Raw genomic sequence first — 25,389 nt, forward strand, 5'->3', positions numbered from 1 at the left:
TCAGCTGTCGGTATCCCATGCTCTGCTTCACTTTGGTCGGTAAAGCAGGGAGGGTACCGGCGCTGGCCCTCCTGCTTCTACCGGGTGGTCCAAAGTGCTGCGGTTATTCTATGAATCTAGGGACGCGAGCCCTGGAACCAGTTGTAGTTGAGCAGGCGCAGGCCACTGCTGTCGGCCAGCCCCTCGACCCACTCCTGATAGAGCTCGGACGAGGTGATCTGGTCGTAGTCGGTGTGATCCTCGACCAGGTAAGGCGCGCTGAGAATGCCCAACTCCGGCTGGTACTCGGAGAGCCGCCCGGCATCGATCAGAATGGCGATGTTGGCGCCACTGCGGATCTGCTCGACCACGTCCTCGTCGGAGCCGAGCTGGCTGTTGGGAAAGACGCGCACGGTCAGTTCGCCTTCCGAGCGCTGTGCAATCGCCTCACTGGCGCTCTCCATCGCCTGCACGATGGGGTCTTGGGAGCTGAGGGCGGACGAGAGATTGAGCTGGTAGGCCGCCTGGGCGGCGTTGCCGGCCAGCAGCAGCGCCAGCGCGGGAACGAGGGTCTGGACTTTCATGACGGGCTCCTGTGTCTTGTTATTACTGGATTGGCCGCTTCGTTGGTCGTATTTACCTGTCGCAGCGCCGGCCAGGGCGCTGCCTGTTCATTCCTGCTTCTGCCAGTTCATATTTCTGCCAAGGGGGCCGCGGCGGCGGTCGCCTCGAACATCGTCGGGAAACGCCGCTCCAGCTCCGGCAGGGAGAGCAGGATTTCGCGCTGATGCGCAGCCATGGCCTGGGCGGCCTGCTCCGGTTGGCGTGCGGCAATGGCCGTTACCACGGTCTGGTGCTGGTCGGTGAGCTTGGCGATCGGCGTCGAATCCGGGACGCTCAAGTAGCGGACCCGGTCCAGCTGCGCCTTGACGTCCTCGATCACGCGCCACGCCATGGTGTTGCCCACCTCGAGCGCCAAAGTACGGTGAAAAGCTTCATCGAGCAGGTAGAAACGGTCGTGATCGACGGGATCGATGCAGCCGCGCTGGCGCTCGATCAGCTCGTTCAGCTCCCTCAGCACCGCAGGAGCCAGGCCCTTCTCGGCGGCCTCCCGGGCGATCGCCACCTCCACCGCCTCGCGAAGGAAGCGTGCTTCCAGCACGGCCTGACGCGAGATCCGCACCACGTAGGTGCCTCTCTGGGGGCGCACTTCCACCAGCCCCGCCTCGGAGAGCCGAATGAAGGCTTCCCGCACCGGCTGGCGGCTGACGGCAAAGGCATCGGCGAGCTCCTTCTCGGACAGCGCCTGGCCGGGCTCCAGCACCATGCGGATGATCGACTGGCGCAATACCTGATAGAGCCGCTGGCGCACCGAGTCGCTCTCGCGGGTCTCCTGCCATAGCGTTTGTAGGGTCTTGTTCATGGATCTATTCCGAATCGCGTGCGAAAAGGCGCTGCCGCCAACTGACACAACTAGTATGGTAGTTAGACTAGAAAACAGAAAGGCTCGCTCGACTAGACTTTGGTCGAGTCCGGAGTTCGACGTTCGATGAGAAAACGAGGAAGCGTTACACGAGGACAGGGGCGGCCTCGCGGCCGCCCCTGTCCGTTAGTTACAGCAGCTACACCAGTTACACCCCTTGCACTGCACGTGCGGCCTCGCGCCGCCGCTTGAGCTCGTAGATGGCGGCAAACATCACCGTCACCAGGATCAGGATCAGCCCCAGGGCGTTCACCGCCGGCGTCAAACCGGTGCGCACCTTGGAGGCGATGTAGACCGTCAGAGTAGTGTCGTAGCCCACTACGAACAGGGTGGTGTTGTAGTTCTCGAAGGATTGCAGGAAGGCGATCACCGCCGCCGAGTAGAGCGCCGGCTTGAGGTACGGCAGCAGGATGCGCCGGAACATCTGCCACTGGCTGGCACCGAGGTCCAGCGCCGCGCGTTCCATGGTGCGGTCGAAGCGCTGCAGACGCGCGGTGACCATCAACATCACGTAGGCGGCGATGAAGGTGGCCTGACCCAGCACGGTGAGGAAGATGCCACCACTGACGCCGAACTGACGCCAGAAGATCAGCGTGGAGATGCCGATGATCACCCCGGGCGTGAGCAGCGGCGAGAGGATTAGGGCATACAGGAACGGCTTGGCACGACTGGTCACGGTATTGAGGAACAGCGCCGTGGCGATACCGATGGGCACCGCCACCACCAGCACCCCGGCGGCCACGATCAGGCTGTTGGCGAGCGCCTGCCACATGCCGCGGTCGGCAGCGAGCTCGCCGAACCAGCGCAGCGTGGTGCCGTCCCAGGGCGTCACGGTGGGGAAGCGGCTGTCATTGAAGGTGGCCGCCGCCATAATGATCAGCGGCAGGAACAGATAGATAAAGAAGATCACCACGTAGAAGCGCAGGCCGAAGGCGAGGAAGCGTTGAGAGCTCATATCTTTTTACCGGAAGCGCCGCAGAAATCGGCGAGCGAAATGAAGCGCAAGGCGCACGGAGCACAGTAACCGGAGCATATGGGGTATATGTGAGGATTACGCGCACCGCGCAACGCAGCGATTCGTTCGTGCAGGCATTTATGCGGTGGTTCCCTCATTTTCCGATATCCCCCAGCCCCACTTTGAATATTTTCATGATCAACGACATGAAGCCGATACACAGCACCAGCAGCAGGAAGGCGTAGGCCGCGCCCTGGTTCCAGTTGCCGCCCTCGAAGAACCAGTTGTAGATGATCTGAGTGAACCAGCGGCTGCCCGGCGAGCCGAGCAGCGCCGGCACCGCGTAGCTGCCCGCCGCCAGCATGAAGGTCATGATGCAGCCGGTGGCGATGCCCGGCTTGGCGTGGGGAATGACGATACGCCGATGGGTGCGCACGGTGCCGGCACCGAGATCCCGGGCGGCGCGCACCTGGTTGTCGTCGAGGCTCTCGATAGCGTTGTAGACCGGAAACACCATGAACAGGATGTAGGCGTAGACCATGCCCACCATCACCCCGCCGTTGCCGCTAAGGAAGCGGATGGGCCGGTCGATCAGCCCCAGCATCATCAGCACCTCGTTGAGCGGGCCGCGAAAGGCCAGGATGATGAACCAGGAGTAGGTGCGCAGGATCTCGTTGATCCAGAACGGGATGATCAGCAGCAGGATGCACAGCGCCGCCTGCCGCGGGGTGGCCACCTTGGCCAGGTACCAGGCCAGCGGATAGCTCACCGCCAGCGTCAGCAGCGTGACCAGCACGCTCGACCAGATGGTCTTGAAGAAGATGGTGCGGTGGATGTCGTTGTTGAACAGGGTGGCGTAGTTGGCCAGCGTGAGCCGATCGTCGGGCCCGCCGATCTGCGCCGGCAGCAGGTTGGGCCGCAGCGAGTACTCGATCATCTGCAGTTGCGGCAGGGTCACCATCACGATCAGCCAGATACCCAGCAGGGTGACGATGGCCATCGCCAGCGGCCCGCCGAAGCGGGCCCGCAGTTGCCTAAACATGGGTACCCCCTGCCGACGCCGGGCGCCCTTCCACGACCTCGCCGGTCTCCTCGTCCACCACCGGACTGCCGTCGTCGGGCAGCACCACGGCGTCGGCCGGATCGAAGCCGAAGGCGAGCCGCTGACCCACGCTGAAAGCGCCGGCCTGACTGCGCGAAAGCTCATGGCCGAGTTGAACGCGCAGCTTCTCGCCCGAGGCGATCAGGCGCGTCTCGAGCATCACCCAGGCGCCCTCGAAGTGCACCGCCTCGATCTCGGCTTCGAGCTTCGGGCCCGAGGCCTGGGGCTCCACCGGACGCAGATGCTCGGGCCGCACAAACAGCACCGCCGCCTCGCCGTTGCTCAGACGCGCGGCACCGCTCACCCGCCCCGCCAGTTCGCCCAGGGCACCACCGTCGAGGCGCACCCGCTCGCCTTCACAGTCGATCACGCGCGCCTGGAGACGGTTGTTCTCCCCGACGAAGGCGGCGACGAAGCCGGTGGCCGGCTGGCGATAGAGCGTCATGGGGTCGGCGACCTGCTGAATGCGCCCGGCCGACATCACTGCCACCCGGTCGGACATGTTCAGCGCCTCGCCCTGGTCGTGGGTGATGTAGATGAAGGTGATGCCGGTCTTGCGCTGGATCGCCTTGAGTTCGGTGCGCATGTGCTGGCGCAGCTTGAGGTCGAGCGCCGAGAGCGGCTCGTCGAGCAGCAGCACCCGGGGCTCCACCGCCAGGGCACGGGCGATGGCCACGCGCTGCTTCTGCCCGCCGGAGAGCTCGGTCACCATCTTCGGGCCGCTGCCCTCCAGCGCCACCAGCGCCAGCAGACGCTCGGACACCTCACGCCGCTTGCGCTTGTCGACCCCGCGCACCTCGAGACCGAACTCGATGTTCTCGAATACGGTCATCAGGGGGAAGAGCGCCAGGTTCTGGAAGATCATCGCCGTGGGCCGGCGATTCACCGGCACCCCGGCCATGGGTTCGTCCCCGATGTACACCTGCCCTTCGCTGGGTACGAGAAACCCGCTGACGATGTTGAGCAGGGTGGTCTTGCCGCAGCCCGAGGGGCCGAGAAAGCTGAAAAATTCGCCTGAGCCTATCGCAAGCGAGGTCTTCTCGATGGCGGTGAAATCGCCGAAGCGCATCACCACCTCGTCCAGTCTGACGCTACCGTCCATTCAATGACTGCCTATGTTCTGTATTGCTGATTCTTTTGACACCGTAGCGTCAGGGGGTAAAGCGGCTTCGATATCTCATCGAAGCCGCCTTTTAGAGCTACTTGCGGAAAGTCGGCGGCGATGGCCAGACTAGGCAAAAATCAGCGAAAGAGCGGAGTTTACTGTAGTAAATGAGCATCTTGAGCTGATTTTTAACGACGTATGGCCGAGCGCAGCCACTTTCATCCCTAAGCGCTGAGATAGCGATCCTGGTACTCATTGCGCAGGGCCACGTACCACGGCTCCTGGATCGGCCACCACCACAGGTTGGCCAGGTCCTCATCGGTGTAGGAGTCGGTGAAGAACTGGCGGGTCTCGTCGGGCAGCAGCTCGGTGGCGCCCTTGGAGGTGGAGTTGTAGCCGGTGGCCTCGGCGAACATGGCGCCCGCCTCGGGGGTGTAGTACCAGTTGATCAGCTCGTACACGGCATCGGGGTTCTGGGCATTCTTGGGAATCACGAAGCCCTCCATCCACGCCATCGCGCCTTCCTTCGGCGCACCGTAGGCGATGTCCTCGCCCTCCTGGCGCAGGCGGAAGGCGGTGGAGTCCCAGGTCTGGCCGATGACGGCGCCGTTGGTGCGGAAAGCGGCCTGAGCCTCGTTCTCGGTGTTCCAGAACTGCACCAGCATCTGCTTGTGCTTGACCGCCTCCTCGAGGATGACGTCGAAGTTGGCGCGCATGGCCTCCTCGCTCTTGTAGGAGTCGAGCAGCGGGTAAGGCAGCCTGCCCTCGCGCTCCAGCCACAGGCCGATACCCACTAGCGCCGAGTGGCCACGCACCGTCACCCCCTGGCCGTGCTCGGGGTTCCACAGGTCGGCATAGCTGAGGTTGGCGCGGTCGATATCGACGAAGCGGCGATGCCAGGTGATGGCCTCGGTGCCCCAGTCGCTGGGGGCGAAGTAGCGCTGGCCGTTGACCACACCGCCGACTCTGGAACCCTCGATGGCGCTGTCGAGCGCCCCCGACCAATTGATGCGCGACTCGTCCAGCGGCTGCACCAGATCGTAATCCAGGTAGCCCGGCACCCGATCCACGGTGGGCATGATCACGTCGAAGCCCGAGCCGTCGGAGGCGCGCAGCGAGTTCATCAGCTCGTCGTTGGTGCCGTATGGGGTGAAGGTGGCGCGGATACCGGTCTTCTCGGTGAAGTCGGCCAGCATCTCGTCGGTGAAGTAGCCCGCCCAGGCATAGATGCGCAGGGTCTGCTCCTGGGCCAGCACCTTGTTGATGTAGAACGAAGGAACGGTGGCGACCGCGCCGGCAGCCAGGGTGCCTTTGAGGAAACGGCGGCGAGTGAACGACATGACGAGCTCTCCATGAGGAACTTGCACAGGTGACAAAGGCGGGGTTCTGCCCCCGCCCCTTATCGCGTGACTTCATGACGAGAGGATGAACATTGAATGACCGTTCAATCCCATGTAACGAAGGGTAGCAGCCTGTGCAGAAAAGAGCGTATGCCGTTTCAACGTTATTCAGCTTGCTTGTATCGCCACCTTCAAGACGCCATCGCGCTGATGGGAGAAGAGGTCGTAGGCCTCGACGATGTCCTCCAGCGCATAGCGGTGGGTGACCATGGGGCCGAGGTCGATGCGCCCGGTTTCGATCACCTGCATCAGCCGCCGCATGCGCTCCTTGCCGCCGGGGCAGAGCGAGGTGACTATCTTGTGATCTCCCAGGCCGGCACAGAAGGCGCCCAACGGTATGGTGAGATCGCTCGAATAGACACCCAGGCTCGACAGGGTACCGCCCGGCTTGACCACCCGGAGCGCAGCTTCGAAGGTGGATTGCAGCCCCAGCGCCTCGATGGAAGCGTCCACGCCACGTCCGCCGGTGATGCGCAGAATCTCCTCGACCACGTCGACCTTGCGAAAATCCAGGGTCACGTCCGCGCCCATCTGCCGCGCCATGGCCAGGCGCTCATCGACCCCATCCACGACGATGATCAGCCCGGCACCGCGCAGCCTGGCACCGGCCGTGGCGCACAGACCGATGGGCCCCTGGGCGAACACCGCGACGCTGTCGCCGATCTTGATGCCCGCGGATTCGGCACCGGCAAAGCCGGTCGACATGATGTCGGGACACATCAGCACTTGCTCGTCGGTCAGTCCATCGGGTACCGGGGCGAGGTTGGCCTGGGCATCCGGCACCAGCAGGTACTCCGCCTGGGCGCCGTCGATGGTGTTACCGAAGCGCCAGCCGCCCATCGGCTTGTAGCCGTGGGCATGGTGGCCGCCATCCTGGGCGCAGCAGCCGTCCTGGCAGGCATAGGAGGTGAAACTGGGGCAGATGGCGCCGGCGATGACCCGCTGCCCCTCCTGGTAACCGCGCACGTTGGCGCCCAGCTTCTCGATCACGCCAACCGGCTCATGCCCGATGGTGAGCCCGCGCTCGACCGGGTACTCGCCCTTGAGGATGTGCACGTCGGTACCGCAGATCGTGGTGGTGGTGACGCGGATCAGGGCGTCGTTGGGGCCGATGTCGGGTATCGGCTTGTCGTCGATCTCGATGCGGCCGGGCTCGACGAAGATGGCGGCTTTCATCATGGCAGGCATGGCGTGGCTTCCTCATGTCATCTGGTCGTTGACGAAGAGCGATTCCGTAGGAGAACTATCCGTCACGGGCGGCCTGCACCTCTTGATACAGATCAAGGTAGCCAAGATCGCCGGAAAAGGGGTCACCTCCGCTCAGCCGTGAGTCGATTTCAGCGCCACTCGAACGACAGGAAAGTGCCAGACTGAGAACGGACCCAGACGAACCGAGGAGAGATCCCATGACGACTCATGCCAGCCTATCCGCCGAGGCTGCGGTACTGGAACAGCTGGAAAGCTGGGCGGCCGCAGTGCGCGCCCAGGACGTCGACGCCATCGTCGCTCACTATGCCCCGGACATCGTCGCCTTCGATGCGGCGATGAAGCTGCAATTCAAGGGGGTGGCGGCCTACCGCGACCACTGGCAAACGTGCGTGGAAATGTTCCCGGGGCCGATGGTTCTCGAACTGCACGAGGTGACGATCCATGCCGATCACCAGGTGGCCTTCTGCCACGCCCTGCAACGCTGCGGCGGCACCGATGCCAAGGGCGAAACCCAGGCGGGATGGCTACGCTTGACCAGCGGCTACCGGCGCATCGAGGGCGAGTGGAAGGTGGTGCACGAACATTTTTCCGCCCCTTTCGACATGGAAGGCGACAAGGCATTGCTCGACCTCGCTCCCTGAGGTCGGCCCCAATGGGCGATTCGCTACATCACCGGCACGCCGGTCACCCAAACGTGCAGGTGGAAGGCGAACAGGTAATACGCGATCAACCCACCGACGACGGTAATGGCCGTGCCGACCGGACGCGGCGTCACCGCGGGTGCCGGCTGCCGGCGCCTGGCGGCACGGAAGTCGAGCACCGCCCACAGCAGGAAGGCGCCGAAGAAGATGATGTCGCCCAGGCGACCGTTCGCCAGCAGGTGAGAAAAGGCCCACACCTTCACCGCCAGCACCATGGAGTGACCCAACTTGGCCTTGATGTGGTTGTTGGGCACATAGGCCGCCACCAGCAGAATGAAGGCTGGGATCATCAGCAGCGCTACGGCATGGCGCAGTCCCACCGGCGGAAACCATACCCAGATGGGGTCGAGCCGCATGCGCCCGAAGCCCCAGATTGCCAGCGCCAGACCGACGATGGAAACCACCGAAAACAGCGCTTTCCAGCGCATCTCCCCCAGGCGGCGTATCTGCTCGCTGCGCCAGTCCTCGGCGAAGATGCGAACGGAGTGGGCACCGAGAAAAATCACGAGGCCAAGGATCATCACGAGCATGGGTGGCTTCCTGTGCAAAGCGTATTGGGGCGGCGAGCCTCACGGCTGCCGACAATGAAACATGATGCAGCTTAACCATACTGATGGGTTACACCAACTTTCCCAGCAGCGAAGTCTGCCGTGAACACTACTGCCGGCTTGCACCGCGACCGGGCTGACCTACCTTGAGAGGAGCCATCACGCGCAAGGATGCCCATGACGACTCCGTCTTTCCATTCGCCCAAGGAGAGGGGCGCTCGCCGCTCGCTGTGGTCTGCCGTACTGGTCGGCGCCGGCGTCATGGCCGGCATCGATGAAATCGTCTTTCACCAGTTGCTGCAGTGGCACCACTTCTTCGACCACGCCACGCCGACCGTCGGCATCGTCTCCGATGGCCTGCTGCATGCAGCGGAACTGCTCGCCATCGTGATCGGGGCGTTTCTGCTGATCGACCTGGCACAGCGGCGCAGACTGGCGACGCACTGGGCCTGGACCGGCTTTTTCCTCGGCATGGGCGGCTTTCAGCTCTTCGACGGTATCGTCAGCCACAAGCTGCTGCGCATCCATCAGATCCGCTACGGGGTCGATCTGTTCTATTACGACCTGATCTGGAATCTCTCCGCCCTGGCGCTGCTGCTGGTGGGCGTGTGGCTCTATCGACGCGCCAGACGGCTGGACCGCTGAGCCATGCATGCGCACACCGACGAGATCTCGCTGCTGGCATGGCTGCCTCTCGCCCTGGTTGGCCTGATCACCCTGGCCTACCTGCTGGCCGCCAGGCGGCAGCGCCGTCGAGGCAACGACTGGAGCCGCTGGCGCAGCGCCTTCTTCCTGATGGGCAGCGTACTGCTCGCCCAGGCGGTGGCGCCTCCCGTGATGGCCTGGGCGCACCACGACCTGAACGGCCACATGGCACTGCATCTGGTGATGGGCATGCTGGCACCGCTGGCCTGGGTCCTGGCTGCTCCCGTGACACTGCTGCTGCGCTCACTGCCTCAGGCAGCGTCGCGCCGTGTCGCCGCGTTGCTCAGGAGCTTGCCGGTACGTGTCGTATCGCATCCGCTGAGCGCCCTGCTGCTCAACATCGGCGGCATGTACCTGCTCTACCTGACCCCGCTGTATGCCCTCTCGCTGCAAAGCGAGCTGCTGCATCATTGGGTTCATCTACACTTCCTGGTGGCAGGCTACCTGTTCTGCTGGGCCATCCTGGCGGGGCCGGACGCCTCACCCCACCGACTGAGCCTGCGCTTTCGCCTGGGGGTGCTGTTTCTCTCCATGGCCACCCATGCGCTGCTCGGCAAGCTGATGTACGGCTATCACTGGCCACGCGGCACCGACCACAGCGTGGCTGAGATCCAAGCCGCCGCCCAGATGATGTATTACGGCGGCGACCTGGCCGAGGTGCTGCTGGCCGTGGCCCTGCTGACCATGTGGCTGCGCACCCCGGTCGAGCGACGTGAAGCCCTGCTGCCTGCTTCACTGCGATGAGCGGGACGCTGCATTGAGCGGAGACTTGTCGAAAGCTCAGCGCCGCTCTTGTACTGTCTCCAGCGGCCTGAAGGCCGGCCCTTCGATCACTTCACCGTCGGTATCGAAGCGGCTGCCGTGACAGGGGCAGTCCCAGGTGGCCTCGGCGGCATTCCAGTGCACGATGCACTTCATGTGCGGACAGATCGCCGAGAGCACCTTGAGCTCGCCGGTCGTACTGCGGTGGATGGCGAGCTTCTCTCCATCGACGGTCGCTACCCGCCCTTCTCCCGCCTTGACCTCGCTGAAATCGGCCAGCTTCTCGGTGCCCAGGTAATCCTTGAGCATGTGCTTGGTGACGGTGACGTTCTCCTTGGCGTACTGCAGCACCGATTTGCCCGGCGTGATGCGACGCGCGCCGAAGCGGGCCTGCCAGGGGTTGTCGTTGCCCTGGATCCGATCGGCGATGATCCTGCCCGCCAGCGTGCCCCAGATCAGACCGTCGGCGCCGAAGCCGGTGGCCATGTAGAGATTGTCGCTGCCGTGCATGCGGCCGATGTAGGGCAACCCATCGGGCGAGCCGTACTGCTGGGCCGACCACTGGTGGGTGAACGCCTCGATATCGAACCGGCTTTCGAGATATTCGCGCAGCAGCTGGTAGTGATCGCCATGATGCTCGCCGGTCTTGTGCTTCTCGCCGATCACCACTAGGTAGTGGTCGTCGCCATGGCGATAGCTGCGCAGCGAGTGAAACGGGTCGAGCACCCAGACGATGCCTTCGGGATAGTCACCGCTTCTCAGCTTGGCGCATACCGCATATTCGCGGGATACCAGCATGCCGGCCTGAACCAGGCTGATACCCTTGGGGGTGTGGGTGGCCTGGACGATCTGCTTGGCCACGACGGTGGCGGTATCGGTCTTGACCATGCCCTTGGCGGCATCGATCTCGCGCACCGGGCTGTGCTGATGGATCAACACCCCTTCGCCGATCAGGCGATTGGCCAGCCCCTGGAGATAGTGCAGCGGATTGAACTGGGCCTGGTTGGCGATGCGCAGCCCCCAGCTGTCGAACGGCAGCCCGGGGCCGTCGCTCATTTCGGCATCCAGCCCGGCGCTCACCAGTGCGTCGAGCTCGTCGTTCAGGTTGTGCTGAGCATGCTGACGATCCTCGGTCAGCAGCCGGTAGGCCGGCTGACGCTGGAACTGGCAGTCGATGGCGTAGCGCTCGACCAGCGCCTCAATGTGATCGAGGGCCACCGCGCGGGCCCGTACCACGTCGGCCGAGACCTGATCGCCCCACTTGCGCCGCAGCGCGGCCTGCCCGGAGGCCAGCGTGGCGTAGAGGTTACCGGTGGAACCGCCGGTCACACCGGCTCCCACCCTGCCCGCTTCCAGCACCATGACGCGCTGGCCGACTTCGACCAGCGCCTGCGCCGTCGTCAGCCCGGTGATGCCGGCCCCGACGATGACGACATCCACCTCGACCTCTCCGGCGAGCGGCGGGTGTTCGGCCACGTTGCGGCTTCCCAGCGTCCATATCGCATCCATAACGACTCCTTTCGTGGACAACTCGCACTCTGCCCTCAGTTATAGAAGCCCCAGCGTGATAGCGCTAAGGGTTCTACCTGCCCGAGGCGAGGACGTGCCTGGCCATCGGCCGGTTTGCACACCCTCACATATCGTCGCCGAATGGAAATAAAGCCTTGTCTGCGTACCTGCTACGTTAGAAAGGCCGCGAAGGAAGACGGCCACGGAAACGATCCAGAGGAGGAGCCTCATGATGATCAAGGATGCACAGGAACTGTTCATGCGCCTGCTTTCGGAAACCAACAGCGCCGAAAAGCAGATGACCCGCGCGCTACCGAAAATGGCCCGCGCCGCCGACGACCAGAAGCTGGTCGAGGCCTTTCAGCACCATCTCGAAGAGACGCAAGGCCAACTGGAGCGCATCGAGCAGGCCGCCGACTCCATTCCCGATATCCGCATCAAGCGCCTCAAGAGCCACGCCATGGAGAGCCTGATTCAGGAGGGAGAAGAGCTGATCGACTCCACCGAGAAAGGCCCCCTGCGCGATGCCGGCCTGATCGCCGCGGCCCAGAAGGTGGAGCACTTCGAGATCGCTGCCTACGGCACCCTGTGCGAGCTGGCCGAGCAACTGGGCCATACCAAGGCCAAGGAGATCCTGGCCGAGACGCTCAAGGAAGAGAAATCGACTGACGACAAGTTGAGCAAGCTGGCCAAGCAGAACGTCAACAGAAAGGCTGGCTGAGCACGCCGCTAGACGAAAGGGAACCGGCCGGCGGAGATACCGGCCGGTTTTTTTGTCTGGCGCCCCCGCTGGATGGCGTCACGCCCGCTCCACCTGTTTCACCGCATCCATCAATTCATCGAAGTCCGACACCACCAGATACCTGAGCTCGCCATCGCCGCTGTCGTTGCCGATGGCATCGAAGAACTTCCGTGCGCACTCGACCTTTGCCCGCTCGATGTCACGCAGCGCCGTCAGCGACGAGCTGCCCTTGGTTTCGACCACGACATGGCGATGGGTACCGCTGCCTTCTCGGAAACAGATCGCCCAATCGGGGTTGTAATCACCCATCGGGGTGGGAATGCGATAGCCCCGCGGAAGCTTGGCATAGACCGCCACGTCCGCGCTGGCCTCCAGCGCCTGGACGAATCTGCGCTCCACCTCGGACTCGACGATGGCGTAGTCGTAAACGTGCTTGTTAAGCCGGGGCGTGGCGCGGGAGAAATCCTGTCCGCTCTGGGCGGCGGTGAAGAGCCCCGTCTCATAGCGCTCATCCACGGCGGCATAGGTGAGGTGCCGCACCGCCATCGCCGCCTTCCGCTCGTAAATCAGGCGCGCCGCCTCGGCGATGAAGTGCTCGGGATTGAGTCGATACTGCTCGAAGACGGCGGGAGCAATTCGTTGCAGGATGGTGGCCACGGTTCGGCGGGTGAGCCGAGCACGCTCGGCCAGCCTGCCGAGCAGGTCGTAGCTGACCTGGGCGGGCGCGGCCTGCGCCCACTCCGTCACACTCTCCATCAGCGAGAAGCCTTCCCCCTGGCGCAGCGTCTCTTCGCTGAGGTCGTCCCGCTGAACGCCCCGCCGCACACCGTACTGCAAGGAAGTCACCCGCAGCTGGCGGTCGAGGGCCTCGGCGCACTGTCGAACCAGGGCGTCGGAATCGAACTCGACGCGATAAACCGCCTGGCGACCGATGCGTTGCCACAGCGCCTGGAATTCCGCCGTGTCGAAGTTGGCGTTGAGCGGATTGGTCTTAGGCTTGCGCCCATCCTCCACCCTGGGCAGCTGCGCCTCGTCGAACTTGCCGGGGCGCCCCGTGAGGGTATCGACGATCTCCTGCTGCAGCCCCGCGACGAAATCCTGGTAGCTCTCGCTGGCGACTACGGTGAGCACGTTGATGTCGTGCACAACCGACGGCGCGTCGATCCGCTCGCCCTGCTGGTCGACGCAGAGGCGCAGCCCGCGGCCGACTTCCTGGCGGCGTGAGATGCTGTTGTCGCTGTGCTTGAGCATGCACATGACGAAGACGTTGGGGTTGTCCCACCCCTCCCGCAGCGCCGAATGAGAGAAGATGAACCGCGTGGGCTCGGCCAGCGACAGCAGGCGCTCCTTGTCCTTGAGGATCAGGTCGTAGGCCTCCACGTCGTCGGATTCGACGCTGCGCGCCCCGACGGCGGGATCCTTCAGCCGGCGGGTTTTCCTGTCGATGGCGAAGTAGCCGCTGTGGGTGGCGGCGACCTCGACGCCTGCCAGGTAGTGGCGATAGGCCGTGTTGCGATAGGCCGTGTCGTCCAAGGCCAGCTCGGCGAGATACTCGTCCTTGAGCTGCGCGTACTCCTCTTCGAAGATGCGCGCGTACTCGCCCTTTTCGTCGGCCCGGGCGTAGTCGCGGTACTTCGCCACCTCGTCGATGAAGAACAGCGAGAGCACCTTGATACCCTGGGCGAAGAGCTGCTTCTCCTTGTCCAGGTGCGTCTTGATGGTCTCGCGAATCTGGATGCGGCGGATGTCGCTCTCGGCGACGTCTCCCCGCGCCTCACCGGCCTTTACCACCAGGCCGTTGGTGAGCTCGACCGTGTCGCGATGACAGTCGATCTCGCTGATGGTGAAGCCGTCGCGATACTGTTCTAGCTGCCCGGAGGCCTCGAACAGATCGTCACCCAGCGCCAGTCGCCGTAGCTTGCGCACGATGGCGCCCGATTCCTGGAGCACCTCCAGCTCGATACGTGCCACCGGGGCCGATTTGGAGATCTCGATGCCCTCGAGATAGAGATAGGCGTGGGTGCCCGCCAAGCCACGGGTCTGAATGCCGCGCACGGCTATCTTCTTGACCAGCTTCTGCTGGTAGGCATCGAGCGCATCGAGACGGAAAACCCGGTTGTGGCGGGTTCGGTGAGTGGCCGAATAGCGCAAAATCATCAGCGGCTTGAACTGCGGCAGCGCCTCCAGGGTAGCCGCCCCTTCCATCTTCTGCGGCTCGTCGAGAATCAGGATTGGCCGGTTGGCGGCGATCACGTCGATGGGCTTGCGCGACTGGAAGTCGTCCAGCTCGTCGTAGATGCGGCGGTTGTCCTTGCCCCGAGCATTGAACGCCTGGATGTTCATGACCATGACGTTGATGCCGGCATCCGACGAGAAGCTCTCCAGCTCGTGCAGCAGCTTCGAGTTGTAGACGAAGCAGCGCGCCTTCTTGCCGTAGCTTTCGGCGAAATGCTCGGCGGTCATTTCCAGCGACTTGGCCACCCCTTCACGGATGGCGATGGTGGGGACCATGACGATGAACTTGGACCAGCCGTAGTGCTTGTTCAGCTCGAATATGGTCTTGATGTAGCAGTAGGTCTTGCCGGTGCCGGTTTCCATCTCGACATCGAGGTGTACGCCGGTGGCTGCCAGGGCATCGCGCCGGTAGGCCGGCTTGACGGGGACGAGCTCGCCCTTGGCATCCAGGGTGGTGAAATCGGTGAGCGACGACGGCGCGGGCAGGTTCTGGCGCTGCGCCACCGCTTGCACGTTCGCCAGAATGCTCGCCTCGTCGATGGCGAAGTCGGCATTGGCGACGACCTCGTCGAAGGCCGGTGACCGAGCTTCGCGCCCCAGCTCGAAGCCGGGCGACCGCTCATCGACCCTGGGCTGACCGGCGAAGCAGTCGACCACGGACTCGACGGCGCTGGTCTGATAGGGCTGAACTTTAAATCGGATCTTCATGTCGGCTCGCCAGGAGGTGCTCGGGTCGCTGTGAGAGAAGGAAAGCGTAGAAATCTTCCAGGCTTCCGGTCTCGCGGGAGTCGTCGTCGAACAGCACGTAATGTTCGATGGCCTTGCCCACTTGCACCGGTACGGGCTGGTAGCACTGACTCGGATCGGGCCGGATGAACACCAGCTTTTCGCTGGGGCGGGCGTAGTGCAGGCAGATCCAGACGTGCTGTTCGGGGTGGTTCTGGGCATAGCTCAGCTTGTCGGGCCTGACCCAGTATTCCGTCCCTCTTCTCACCTCGGTGCCCGACACTTCCAGGGCGCAGTAGATCTGCCCCGACTGCTTGCCGCGAATGCTCAGGTCGGGTTTGCCTGGCTCCTTCGGGTGCTCGGGAATGAAGTCGTTGGAGTCGGCGCCGAAGCCTTCCACCAGCACCTCGAGGCCCGAGAAGCGCGCCTCGATGATCGCCTTCACCCGCGCGATGCGTACCTTCTCTTTCTTCCAGGCCGCTTCGCCGTAGGCGTGCTTCCAGTGAAACGTCTCCCGGCGCTTGATCTCGTCGCAGTCGATCCGCTGGCCCAGCTCGATGCCCAGCGCGGGAAAGGTGCGCTGCCTGACGCTGGTGCAGTAGGCACCGTCGACGAAGATGCGGTATCGCTCGACCTCGGCGTCGTAGCGGATGTCGGTCACGACGGGCATCAGAGCACCCTCAGCTCCGTGACGGGCGAGAGCTGGCGCAGCTGCTGCTCCACGTTGATGCGCGTGGCGTCGGAGTCGAAGGCGCTGTCGCGCAGTACCAGCCGGCGCGGCTTGTAGCCCGCCAGCTCCTCGATCAGGGCTTCCGTTATCTCCAGGTCGAAGCAGGCCAGCAGCGCATCGTCCGCGACGCGGTACAGCGTCTTGCCCTGTACCTGCGCTGTGGCGATGGGCAGCGTCAGGTCCAGCCCCCAGTCCACCAGCACCTGGAACAGCAGGTCCTCGGCGCTGCGGCCGGGTTTGACGCTGTCCACGGCGTCGAGCAGGTCGCCCTGAGCGAGCGCCTCCGGGCGTTGCCGCAGCTCCTTCAAGTTGGTGCTGTCCACCTTCAGCACGCGAAAGCCCACGTCGCGGCGCCACTCGTCATGGCACTGCCCTTCCAGCACCTTGGCCGCCGCTCGCCGTATGCGCTCCCGGGACAGCTCGGCGATGGAGTGAAAGCCGCGCTTGGCCGCCTCGGAGCGCTCATCGAGCGCCTCCGGCAGCTGCACCAGGATGTAACGGCGATTGCCGCCGTCGCTGGCGTTGCACTCCATCACCGCCTGGGCGGTGGTGGCGGAGCCGGCGAAGAAGTCCAGCACCAGGGCATCGCGGGGGCCGCCCTGCTCGATCAGGGCCTTGACCAGATCCACCGGCTTGGGGAACGAGAACAGCTTCTCGCCCAGCAGCTCCTTGAGCGCCCGGGTGGCGGCACTGTTCATGGGCGAGACCAGGGTGCTCTGGCCGTTGCCGGCACCGGGCCGCTCGATCCACGAGGAGACCGGAATGGTCGGTTTCATGGCCTCAGCGGCGAACCGCTTCAGCATGGGGGTGCCGGTGGCCTGCTTGGGGAAAATCACGCGGCCTTCGGCGATCTTCTGGGCCATGGTCGTGCGGCTATAGGGCCAGTAGCGCCCCTTGGGCGGCCAGAACTCATTGCCGGTGGCGGGGTCGCGAATAGCGTAATGGGTGTCGCCGCCCGGCTTGCCGGCGCTCAGGTTGTCCGAGATCCACGGCCCCCGCGGGTCGTCGTCGGGGTTGGCGTATTTCTCGAAGGTGCGCTCCACACCCTTCAACGTCGCCTTCGCCTTGGCGTACACCAGCACGTATTCGTGGTCTTCACTCAGATTGGTGACGGCGTCCATGGCACCGCTGCGGCGCTTCCAGACGAAGCAGCCGAGGAAGTTGCCGCCGCCGAAGATCTCCTCGCACAGCTTCTCGAGGTTGGCCCGCTCGTTGTCGTCAATGGAAATGAAGAGGATGCCGCTCTCGGCGAGCAGCTGGCGCGCCAGGCGCAGCCGCGGGTACATCATCGACAGCCAGTCGGAGTGAAAGCGACCGTTGCTCTGCAGGTTAGCGACCAGCTTGCCGCCCGCCTCGTCCACCTGACCGCTTCTCACCAGGTACTCGTCCTTAGCCGTGATGAAGCGGTCGTTGTAGATCAGGTCGCTGCCGGTGTTGTAGGGCGGGTCGATGTAGATGACGTCGACCTTGCCCAGATAGCTCTCGCGGATCAGCTTCAGGGCGTCGAGGTTGTCGCCCTCGATGAACAGATTGCGGGAGTGGGCGAAGTCGACGCTTTCGCGCTCCGCGGGGCGCAGCGCCATGCGGATTGGGGCATTCGCTTCGCGCAGCGCGGCCCGCTTGCCCGGCCAGTCGAGCTGATAGCGCTCCTGCTGCTCGTCGGCTGCCGCGTCACCCAGCGCCTGGCGCAGCAGAGCGAAGTCGATCGTCTGCTGAAGGCGGCCATCCCGATCTCGCGTTTCCGTGAGCACGTCCGGCATCAGCTCCGCGATCGCGCGCGCCAGCTCGAGCGACAGGTCGTCGGTCTTCGTCTTGAGTTTTTCGATGCTCATTTCATGCCCAGTCCAGATACGCCATCAGCCCCTGCCCCGCCACCGCCCAGACCCCGCGCTGCTTCGTCGTCAGCGGCCTTGCAGCCCATTCGCCAGCAACCTCGAGGAAGCGGCGGCCCTCATCGGCACGCCGCCAACATACTACCAGCGTTGCCGGTCGAGGGCAGGATCGAGTCGCAGGGGAAAGAGGCCTATCCAGACCTGGAAAATATTTCCTGTATACAATTTAATGAGCTACTGTAGACACTCAAGGAAGATGAAGTAATACAAATCCAAGAACCGATCGGAAGTCCTCATGCCCAAGCAAGTCAACGCATCCATCTTTGACTTTCATGGCAGGCCGAGCGTAGGCAAGGCCCTGCCCCTCTCGCTTCAGCATGTGCTGGCGATGATCGCCGGCGTGATCACCCCGCCCATCATCGTGGCGGGGGTGGTGGGCGCCAGCGTGGAAGACCGCCTGCTGCTGATCCAGATCGCGGTGCTGGCATCGGGCGTCAGCACGCTGTTCCAGCTCTACGGCGTATGGAAGTTCGGCGCCCGCCTGCCCGCCATCTTCGGCGTCGGCTTCGCCTACGTGCCTACACTGGTCGCCGTGGGCGGCCAGTTCGGCATCGCCGGCATTCTCGGCGCGCAGCTCATCGGCGGCATCAGCATGATGGTGGTGGGCTACTTCATTCAGTACATCCGCCATCTGTTCCCGCCGGTGGTGGCAGGTACCGTGGTGCTGGTGATCGGGCTGTCGCTCTACGACATTGCGGTGCGCTACATGGCCGGCAGCGGCAACGTGGAAGCCCCCGGCTTCGGCGAGCCGCTCAACTGGTTCGTGGCGCTCGTTACCCTGACCACGGTGCTGGTCGCCTCGCAGTTCGGCAGGGGCGTGGTGAAACTCTCGGCCATCATCGTCGGCATGCTGGTGGGCTACGCGCTGGCGTTGTTGCTGGGCATGGTCAGCTTCGAGGCGGTGGCCGAGGCCGGCTGGGTGGCCGTGCCGCAGTTCATGCCCTTCGAGCTGGAGTTCCACACCTCGGCGATCATCGCCATGGTGATCATCTGCGTGATCAACTCCGTGCAGACCATCGGCGACCTCTCGGCCACCACGGTGGGCGGCATGAACCGCGAGCTGAGAACCCGCGAGCTCACCGGCGGACTGCTGGGCAACGGCCTGACCACCACCCTGAGCGCCTTCTTCGGCGCCCTGCCCACCGCCACCTTCAGCCAGAACGTCGGCATCGTGGCGATGACCCGCGTGATCAGCCGCTTCGTGCTGGCGCTTGCCGGCGGCTTCATGCTGCTGGCCGGGTTCAGCCCCAAGTTCGGCGCCCTGGTGACGACCATTCCCTATCCGGTACTCGGCGGCGCCACCGTGATCGTGTTCGGCATGATCACCATGACCGGCATCAAGCTGCTGATCAAGGACGAGCTCTCCGCCCGCAACATGACCATCGTCGGCCTGGCGCTCGCCCTGAGCCTGGGTATCGCCCAGGTGCCCGAAGCGATCGCACTGCTCCCCGACTGGATACAGAACGCCATCGGCGGCGCCCCCATCGTGGTCGCGGCCATTACCGCCTTCACCCTCAACCTCGTGCTACCCAGGGTCACCCTGGCCGACGAGGAGCGCGAGCGCGAACGCATGGCCCGCGCCGATGAGGACACCGACTGCAGCACCCCTCAGGACCGGGAGGCCCCACTTCGCTCCCATCGCCAGGAAGGCTCGGCTGGCAACGCCAGCAGCAGCTGAGGCCGGCTCGGCCCGCCCCGGGCCGAGCGTCTCGTTTCATCGCGATGCAATTCGAGCCCTGCCCCGGGGCCGCCAGGAGCCACAAGTGAAAAGCCTGAGCCACCTTTCCGTCAAAATGAGCTGGACGCTGGTCCTGCTCGCCTTTCTCTCCCTGCTGATCGCCTTGAGTGCCATGGGACTCTATGCGGTCAACCACAGCCAGCGCAGCTTCGATACCTTCAGCGCGGTGAACGTCACCCAGCAGGCCGCGCTCAACCGGGCCAACTCGGTGCTGCTGAGCACCCGCATCGACATGGCTGAGGTTTACGAAGGGCTGCTCGAGCGCTCCAGCGGCGCTTTCGATACCGCCCATGACGCCGATATCCAGGCCCAAGCCCAGCATCTCAACGCACAGCTCGACGAGATGGCCGACATCTTCGAGCTCTTTCTCGAACTGCCGGTACGAGCCGAGCATGCGGAGCTGATGGGCCCCATCGAAGCCAGCTTCAACGCCCTGCTGGAGAACAGCCTGAGGCCGCAAGCCGAAGCGCTCGCCGGGGGCGATCTGGCCACTTACCAGGCGCTGCGCGAGCGGGCCGCCGCGGAGAACGCCAGCTTCTATCAGGCCGCCGTCGGCTTCTTCCATCGTGTGGAGGCCGAAGGGGCTGCGCGGGCGGAGAACTTCGGCTCGGTGGTCACGATCGCCCAGCGGGTGATCGTCTTCGTCTTACTCGTCGCCCTGGTGGTGATCGGCATCGTCTACCGCGGGGTGAGCGCCAACCTGATCCGTCCACTGGAGCGAATCGTCCAGCACTTCCAGCGCATGGCCAGCGGCGATCTCTCTTCGCCGGTCGAATCCCACGGCAAGAACGAGATCGGCAAGCTCTTCACGGCGCTTGCCACCATGCAGCAGGGCCTCTCGTCCACCGTCGCCACGGTACGCGACAGCAGCGCGGAGATCCTCGCCAATTCACGTGAGATCGCCAGCGGCAATCGCGACCTGGCGGCACGCACCGAGCGCCAGTCCGCCTCGCTGACCGAAACCGCCTCGAGCATGGAGGAGATGACCTCGACCATGGAGCGCAACAGCGAAAACGCCTCGCTGGCCAGCGACATGGCCCGAGAGGCGGCCGAGCGGGCTCAACAGGGCGGTGAAGTGGTGGCCAACGTGGTCACACGGATGCAGGAGATCCGCGACAGCTCCCAGCAGGTCACCGAGATCATCGGCCTGATTGACTCCATCGCCTTCCAGACCAACATCCTGGCCCTCAACGCCTCAGTGGAAGCGGCCCGGGCCGGCGAGCACGGCCGCGGCTTTGCCGTGGTGGCCAGCGAAGTACGCCAGCTCGCCACCCGCAGTGCCGACGCCGCCACCGAGATTCGTCAGCTGATCGAGACCTCCGTGCGCCAGGTCGAAGCCGGCACCCAGCAGGCCGACAGCGCCAGCAGCACCATGGCCTCGATCATGGCCTCGGTGCAGCGCGTGAACGAACTGATGAACGAGATCGCCGTGGCCTCCAACGAGCAGCGCACCGGCATCGGCGAGGTCAACACCGCGGTCGGCGACATGGACCACACCACCCAGCAGAATGCCGCTCTGGTCCAGCAGGCCAGTCTGGCCGCCAGCCAGCTGCAGGCCGAAGCGCAGCGGCTCGACGAGGCCGTCGCCAGGTTCAAGCTGGCTGACATGACGCATGAGCCGGAGGTTACCGCAGCGGCCCTGCCACCCGGCAGTACGAGCGATGCGCCGAGGCTGACGGACCAGACCGGATGGGCAACGGCCTGAAGTTCTAATAGAGGTACGAGAAGTTCGAATAGAGGTACGAAGAGAAGTACGTGACACTTGGCGCGGCTCGGATGAGCCGCGCCAACTTTTTGTGGCTTGGCTGCGCAATGAGGTTGACAGACACATGTTCCTTTTATAGAACGTTCGTTAAAAGGAACAATCTGAGGCCATCCGCTTGGACAAGCTTTCCCTCGGCACCCTGGGCCAGCATCTGCAGACCCTGCGTCAGGCGCAGGGCTTGTCGCTGTCGCAGCTGGCCGCCGCCGCCGGCATTGCCAAGTCGAACCTGTCTCGTCTCGAGCAGGGCAACGGCAATCCTACCCTGGACACCATCTGGCGTCTGGCGGTGCAGCTGAAGGTGCCCTTCGGCACGCTGGTGGCGCCTATCGCCGTGCCACTAGGCGAGGACGGCGTTGAGGTTCGCCTGCTCGACCAGGGCAAGGACCACCCTCAGGTCGACGCCTACTGGATGCGCTGCGCGCCGCATACCCTGCGACGCGCCGAGCCCCATACCCCCGGCGCCCGTGAAACGCTCACCTTGATCAGCGGTACGCTGGAGACCGGGCCGGAAGGCGACACCCGCACGCTCTCGGCCGGTGAGTCCCTTACCTTCGCTGCGGATGGCCCCCACCTTTACCGCACCGGGGACAGCTGGGCCACGCTGCTGCTCAGCGTCGTCTATCACGAGGAACAGAGCTCATGAACCTGCAAGCCACCTCCTCGCCCACCCGTGCCTGGTTGACCGGCATGAGCGAGGCCGTCCCGCTGCTCGGCGGCTATGTGCCGGTGGCCATCTCCTTCGGGCTGATCGCCACCCAGGCCGGCTTCAGCGCCTGGGAAGCCGTGGCGATCTCGACGCTGATCTATGCCGGCGCCTCGCAGTTCCTGTTCGTCGGCATGGTGGCCGCCGGCGCGCCGCTATGGCTGGTGGTGGCCATGACGCTGCTGATCAACCTGCGCCATGTGGTCTACGCCCCCAACCTGGCCCCCTGGCTGACACCCAGCCGCCTGTGGCCCTGGCTGATGCACGGCCTCACCGACCAGATCTTCGCCCTGGCCCACGCCCGCCTGCCGCAACTGCCCGCCTCCCAGCGCCTCGGCTGGTACACCGGCGCCGCCCTGCTGGCCTGGTTGAGCTGGATCGGCGGCACGGCGCTGGGCGCCCTGGTCGGCGGTGAACTGGTCGCGCGCTGGGCCCTGATGGGCGAGATTCTGCCCTTCGCCCTGCCCGCGCTCTTCCTGGTGCTGGTGGCGCCCCGCTTCACCTCCCGCCGCTGGAGCCTGGCCCTGGGCCTGACCATTCTCAGCGCCCTGCTGCTGACGCTGCTGGGCCTAACCAACGTGGCGATTCCCCTCGCCGCCGTTTGCGGCGCGCTGTGCTTCCAGCTCGTCAAGTTCGGCCACACACCAGAGAGAAAAGACGCGCAAGGAGAGCGCAATGAGTAACGCCCTGTGGATCGCCGTACTCGCCTCGGCGGCGGGCACCCTGCTGATACGCCTGCTGCCGCTGTTGTGGATGCAGCGACGTCTAGCGCGGCAAGCCAGCGACGACAGCCTCGAGGCCATGCCCCAGTGGCTGAGCCTGCTCGGCCCGCTGATGATCGCCGCCCTGTTCGGCGTGTCGCTGATGCCGGTGAGCCCCGATGCCGTCTCCTGGTTGGCCACCGCCATCGGCGTTCTGGCGACCCTGGCCGTGTGGTGGTACAAGCGCACCCTGGGCTGGCCGGTGGCCGCGGGCGTGGCGGCATACGGCGTGGTGATGATGCTGGCAGACACTGTTACTCTCTAATGTAGCCAAGACGGTGCCGGTTTCTACCCTGGAGAACCCATGACTCTCACCGCCCCGCCGCACACTACTGGCAAGCGCCGACACCCTGCCGTGACCCGCCATGCCGGATCAATCGGGCTGCTGCTGGCTCTGGTGCTGGTAGCCGCCCCGGCAGCTGCCAGTTGCCCCGAGCCATCCAGCGCCAACCTTGCCGCCATCAAGGGTATCGGTGAAGGCTCGGCCCTGCCCGCCAACCGTGACGTGATCGTCGACGGCGTGGTGACCGGTGAGTTTCTCGGCCGTGAGCGGCTGAATGGGTTCTACTTGCAGCAAGCGACGGAGCATGGCCCCGTCGGCCTGTTCGTCTATATGCCTGGCGCCACGCCGAGCGATGGGGCGCTCATCGCCCCCGGTACACACCTGCAGCTCCACGCCCGCACCGGCGAGTACCGTGGCCAGATCCAGCTGCAGCGGGTCGAGCGGATCGAGACCTGTGCCAGCGATCGACTGCCCGAGCCGCTTGCAGTCGACTGGCCGCTCAGCGAGGAGCAGCTGTCACGCAAGGAAGGGCTGCTGCTGACGCTTCCGCAGACGCTGACCGTCACCGGCAACTACGAGCTCGCCCGCTACGGCTCACTGAGTCTGGCCGCCAACCGCCTGTTCCGGCCAACGAACACGCCCGGCGAGCCACATCAGCGGAACATCCTCGAGCTGGACGACGGCAGCTACCGCGCCTTCCCGAGCCCCATTCCCTACCTGGATGCGAATGGCACTCGCCGTGTCGGCAGCACCGTTCAGGGCCTGACCGGCATTCTGACCTACGCCTTCGATGCCTACCGCCTGCACCCGATCATCGAGCCACGCTTCGAGGACGCCAACCCGCGCCCGGAACCGCTGCCGGCACCGAGTGAGCGGCTAAGGGTGGCCACCTTCAACGTCGAGAACTATTTCATCAGCCTGGGCCAGCGCGGCGCCGCCAATGCCGAGGAGCTGGAGCGCCAGCGGGCCAAGCTCGCCGCTGCGGTCGAGGGATTGCAGGCCGATATCCTGGCCCTGGTGGAAGTGGAGAACGATCCGCGCGCCTTGGCCGACCTGGTCGAGCAGCTCAGCGAGCGGACCGGCATCCGCTATCGTGCGGTGGGCGGGGATGCCGACCGGGGCAGCGATGCCATCAAGCTCGCGCTGATCTACCGGCCAGACCGGGTAGAGGCCGTGAGCGAGCTCTATGCCGACAACGCCTCCACTCATCATCGCCCGCCTCTGGCGGCCTTCTTCCGCAGCGTGGACGGCGGCCCGGCCTTCGGCGTCGTTACCGCCCACTACAAGTCCAAGACCGGCTGCCCACCACGGGGCGATATCGACCGCGGTCAGGGCTGCTGGAATCAGCGCCGGGTGGAGCAGTCGCAGGCGATGAATGGCTTTCTCGAGCGCCTGGCTGCCGCCGAGGGGCACCAGCGCCTGTTGCTGACCGGCGATCTCAACGCCTACGGCGCCGAGGACCCGATCCTCACCCTGACCCGCGAAGGGCTCGTGGACCTGATGGCCCGCGAGCTACCGCCGGAGCGCCGCTACAGCTACGTGTTCCGCGGTGAGTCGGGCTACCTGGACCATGCCCTGGCAAGCCCAGAACTGGCCGCAGCAGTGGCAGAAGTGAGGCCGTGGCCCATCAATGCCGATGAGCCGCCCTACCTCGGCTACGATGGGCCGGACAACGCAGCGCCCCACTTCCGCCCCGACCCCTTCCGCTCCTCGGACCATGATCCAATCGCGGTGGACCTGGAGTGGCGTTAGCGACGCCGGCGCCCCAGGTCGATGTCATCACTGGTGGTGGCCGCCCCGGCGGCAGCGCCCAAGCCACCACCGATCACCGCCCCCCTGGTCACGTTGCCGCCTGTCATGGCGGCGGTGCCGGCGCCGGCGGCTGCCCCCAGGCCAGCGCCACTCAGCGCTCGCTCGCCAGTGGTGGTACCGCAGCCAGCAAGCCCCAGGGCCAGCACACCGGTCAACAGTCCGATAGATAGCATTCTCATGGCATTTCCCTCTCAACAGGGTCAATTACGACCAATCATCCAGTTTGATTTTTTTGGCAACCAAGCAACCGCCCCGGCCTCGGTATACACTCGACGCCTTGGCCGGAGCGCAAGTCGTCGAAACCGCGCAGCGCAGCATCAAATCGCATGTCATGGGGCCACTGGTTGCCGATGCGCTGTATCCCTTATACAGCCCCGCGGGGAAGACGGTTCATGGATCGGATAACGATCCACACTCTTTGAGAATTTCAGGCACTCGAGTATCAAAATGACGACAGCTGATCGCATCCGATGGCGAGCTTTGAGGTGGGCGAAGCGGCTTGGGCGAACCGAAACCAGCAATTGAACGCTTACCTAACCAGCAA

The 25,389-nt window shown here is 64.7% G+C and carries 23 protein-coding genes; 10 read left to right on the forward strand and 13 right to left on the reverse strand.

Annotation, left to right across the window (positions count from 1 at the left end):
- Window positions 1-116: 116 nt before the first annotated feature.
- The 7 genes from dctP to HOP58_RS18825 all read right to left on the reverse strand — a co-directional run bounded on the left by dctP (window position 117) and on the right by HOP58_RS18825 (window position 7,212).
- On the reverse strand, window positions 117-563 hold the full coding sequence (gene dctP / locus HOP58_RS18795) for a TRAP transporter substrate-binding protein DctP (RefSeq protein WP_234261176.1): 447 nt from the start codon (window positions 561-563) through the stop codon (window positions 117-119).
- 107 nt (window positions 564-670) lie between these two features.
- Window positions 671-1,402 (reverse strand): GntR family transcriptional regulator, encoded by a 732-nt coding sequence (locus HOP58_RS18800; protein WP_234261177.1) that lies wholly within the window; start codon window positions 1,400-1,402, stop codon window positions 671-673.
- A gap of 208 nt (window positions 1,403-1,610) precedes the next feature.
- On the reverse strand, window positions 1,611-2,417 hold the full coding sequence (locus tag HOP58_RS18805) for an ABC transporter permease (RefSeq protein ID WP_234261178.1): 807 nt from the start codon (window positions 2,415-2,417) through the stop codon (window positions 1,611-1,613).
- Window positions 2,418-2,571: 154 nt separating this feature from the next.
- Window positions 2,572-3,459, reverse strand: coding sequence for an ABC transporter permease (locus HOP58_RS18810; RefSeq protein ID WP_010629520.1), 888 nt, complete (start codon window positions 3,457-3,459; stop codon window positions 2,572-2,574).
- On the reverse strand, window positions 3,452-4,621 hold the full coding sequence (locus HOP58_RS18815) for an ABC transporter ATP-binding protein (protein ID WP_234261179.1): 1,170 nt from the start codon (window positions 4,619-4,621) through the stop codon (window positions 3,452-3,454). The genes HOP58_RS18810 and HOP58_RS18815 overlap by 8 nt, the downstream gene beginning before the upstream one ends.
- Window positions 4,622-4,848: 227 nt before the next feature.
- Complete coding sequence (locus tag HOP58_RS18820; RefSeq protein WP_234261180.1) at window positions 4,849-5,964, reverse strand: substrate-binding domain-containing protein; 1,116 nt, start codon at window positions 5,962-5,964, stop codon at window positions 4,849-4,851.
- 168 nt (window positions 5,965-6,132) lie between these two features.
- Window positions 6,133-7,212, reverse strand: coding sequence for an NAD(P)-dependent alcohol dehydrogenase (locus HOP58_RS18825; protein WP_010629523.1), 1,080 nt, complete (start codon window positions 7,210-7,212; stop codon window positions 6,133-6,135).
- Between the two features lie 218 nt (window positions 7,213-7,430).
- Here HOP58_RS18825 and HOP58_RS18830 point away from each other — a divergent pair, with 218 nt between their 5' ends.
- Window positions 7,431-7,874 carry a nuclear transport factor 2 family protein gene (locus HOP58_RS18830; protein WP_010629524.1) on the forward strand — a complete coding sequence of 148 codons (444 nt, stop codon included), beginning with the start codon at window positions 7,431-7,433 and terminating at the stop codon, window positions 7,872-7,874.
- A gap of 23 nt (window positions 7,875-7,897) precedes the next feature.
- Here HOP58_RS18830 and HOP58_RS18835 read toward each other — a convergent pair whose 3' ends face one another.
- On the reverse strand, window positions 7,898-8,464 hold the full coding sequence (locus HOP58_RS18835) for an NnrU family protein (RefSeq protein ID WP_234261181.1): 567 nt from the start codon (window positions 8,462-8,464) through the stop codon (window positions 7,898-7,900).
- Between the two features lie 195 nt (window positions 8,465-8,659).
- Between HOP58_RS18835 and HOP58_RS18840 the strand changes: the two genes are divergently transcribed.
- A complete protein-coding gene (locus HOP58_RS18840; RefSeq protein WP_010629526.1) occupies window positions 8,660-9,127 on the forward strand; it encodes a DUF2243 domain-containing protein in 468 nt (155 codons plus the stop codon).
- A gap of 3 nt (window positions 9,128-9,130) precedes the next feature.
- Window positions 9,131-9,931, forward strand: a complete 801-nt coding sequence (locus HOP58_RS18845) for a cytochrome c oxidase assembly protein (RefSeq protein ID WP_010629527.1) — start codon at window positions 9,131-9,133, stop codon at window positions 9,929-9,931.
- Between the two features lie 36 nt (window positions 9,932-9,967).
- Here HOP58_RS18845 and HOP58_RS18850 read toward each other — a convergent pair whose 3' ends face one another.
- Window positions 9,968-11,458, reverse strand: a complete 1,491-nt coding sequence (locus HOP58_RS18850; protein ID WP_234261182.1) for an FAD-dependent oxidoreductase — start codon at window positions 11,456-11,458, stop codon at window positions 9,968-9,970.
- A gap of 229 nt (window positions 11,459-11,687) precedes the next feature.
- Here HOP58_RS18850 and HOP58_RS18855 point away from each other — a divergent pair, with 229 nt between their 5' ends.
- Window positions 11,688-12,179 carry a DUF892 family protein gene (locus HOP58_RS18855; RefSeq protein WP_234261183.1) on the forward strand — a complete coding sequence of 164 codons (492 nt, stop codon included), beginning with the start codon at window positions 11,688-11,690 and terminating at the stop codon, window positions 12,177-12,179.
- A gap of 78 nt (window positions 12,180-12,257) precedes the next feature.
- On the opposite strand, the gene HOP58_RS18860 is transcribed toward HOP58_RS18855, so the two are convergent.
- From HOP58_RS18860 to HOP58_RS18870, 3 genes are read right to left on the reverse strand one after another with little or no spacing between them, the layout of a single operon-like run.
- Window positions 12,258-15,143, reverse strand: coding sequence for a DEAD/DEAH box helicase family protein (locus HOP58_RS18860; RefSeq protein ID WP_234261184.1), 2,886 nt, complete (start codon window positions 15,141-15,143; stop codon window positions 12,258-12,260).
- Window positions 15,127-15,831: a hypothetical protein gene (locus HOP58_RS18865; RefSeq protein WP_234261185.1), complete on the reverse strand. Its 705-nt coding sequence runs from the start codon at window positions 15,829-15,831 to the stop codon at window positions 15,127-15,129. Before HOP58_RS18865 ends, HOP58_RS18860 begins: the two co-directional genes overlap by 17 nt.
- Window positions 15,831-17,723 carry a site-specific DNA-methyltransferase gene (locus tag HOP58_RS18870; protein ID WP_234261186.1) on the reverse strand — a complete coding sequence of 631 codons (1,893 nt, stop codon included), beginning with the start codon at window positions 17,721-17,723 and terminating at the stop codon, window positions 15,831-15,833. The genes HOP58_RS18865 and HOP58_RS18870 overlap by 1 nt, the downstream gene beginning before the upstream one ends.
- Window positions 17,724-18,018: 295 nt before the next feature.
- Here HOP58_RS18870 and HOP58_RS18875 point away from each other — a divergent pair, with 295 nt between their 5' ends.
- From HOP58_RS18875 to HOP58_RS18900, 6 genes are all read left to right on the forward strand, one after another.
- A complete protein-coding gene (locus HOP58_RS18875; RefSeq protein WP_234261187.1) occupies window positions 18,019-19,461 on the forward strand; it encodes a nucleobase:cation symporter-2 family protein in 1,443 nt (480 codons plus the stop codon).
- An 85-nt stretch (window positions 19,462-19,546) separates the two neighbouring features.
- On the forward strand, window positions 19,547-21,226 hold the full coding sequence (locus tag HOP58_RS18880; protein ID WP_234261188.1) for a methyl-accepting chemotaxis protein: 1,680 nt from the start codon (window positions 19,547-19,549) through the stop codon (window positions 21,224-21,226).
- Between the two features lie 175 nt (window positions 21,227-21,401).
- Entirely contained in the window at window positions 21,402-21,929 is a 528-nt protein-coding gene (locus HOP58_RS18885) for an XRE family transcriptional regulator (RefSeq protein WP_234253194.1), read from the forward strand.
- Window positions 21,926-22,672, forward strand: coding sequence for an AzlC family ABC transporter permease (locus HOP58_RS18890; RefSeq protein WP_234261189.1), 747 nt, complete (start codon window positions 21,926-21,928; stop codon window positions 22,670-22,672). Before HOP58_RS18885 ends, HOP58_RS18890 begins: the two co-directional genes overlap by 4 nt.
- Window positions 22,665-23,015 carry an AzlD domain-containing protein gene (locus HOP58_RS18895; protein WP_234261190.1) on the forward strand — a complete coding sequence of 117 codons (351 nt, stop codon included), beginning with the start codon at window positions 22,665-22,667 and terminating at the stop codon, window positions 23,013-23,015. The genes HOP58_RS18890 and HOP58_RS18895 overlap by 8 nt, the downstream gene beginning before the upstream one ends.
- Before the next feature lie 39 nt (window positions 23,016-23,054).
- The gene (locus HOP58_RS18900; protein ID WP_234261191.1) at window positions 23,055-24,785 is read left to right on the forward strand and encodes an ExeM/NucH family extracellular endonuclease; all 1,731 of its coding nucleotides are present in this window, start codon (window positions 23,055-23,057) and stop codon (window positions 24,783-24,785) included.
- Here the strand turns inward: HOP58_RS18900 and HOP58_RS18905 are convergent.
- On the reverse strand, window positions 24,782-25,024 hold the full coding sequence (locus tag HOP58_RS18905; RefSeq protein WP_234261192.1) for a hypothetical protein: 243 nt from the start codon (window positions 25,022-25,024) through the stop codon (window positions 24,782-24,784). The two genes, HOP58_RS18900 and HOP58_RS18905, sit on opposite strands and share 4 nt — an antisense overlap.
- Window positions 25,025-25,389 lie beyond the last annotated feature (365 nt).

The sequence above is a fragment of the Halomonas sp. MCCC 1A11062 genome, assembly GCF_021404355.1.
GTDB classification, from domain to species: domain Bacteria; phylum Pseudomonadota; class Gammaproteobacteria; order Pseudomonadales; family Halomonadaceae; genus Halomonas; species Halomonas aerodenitrificans.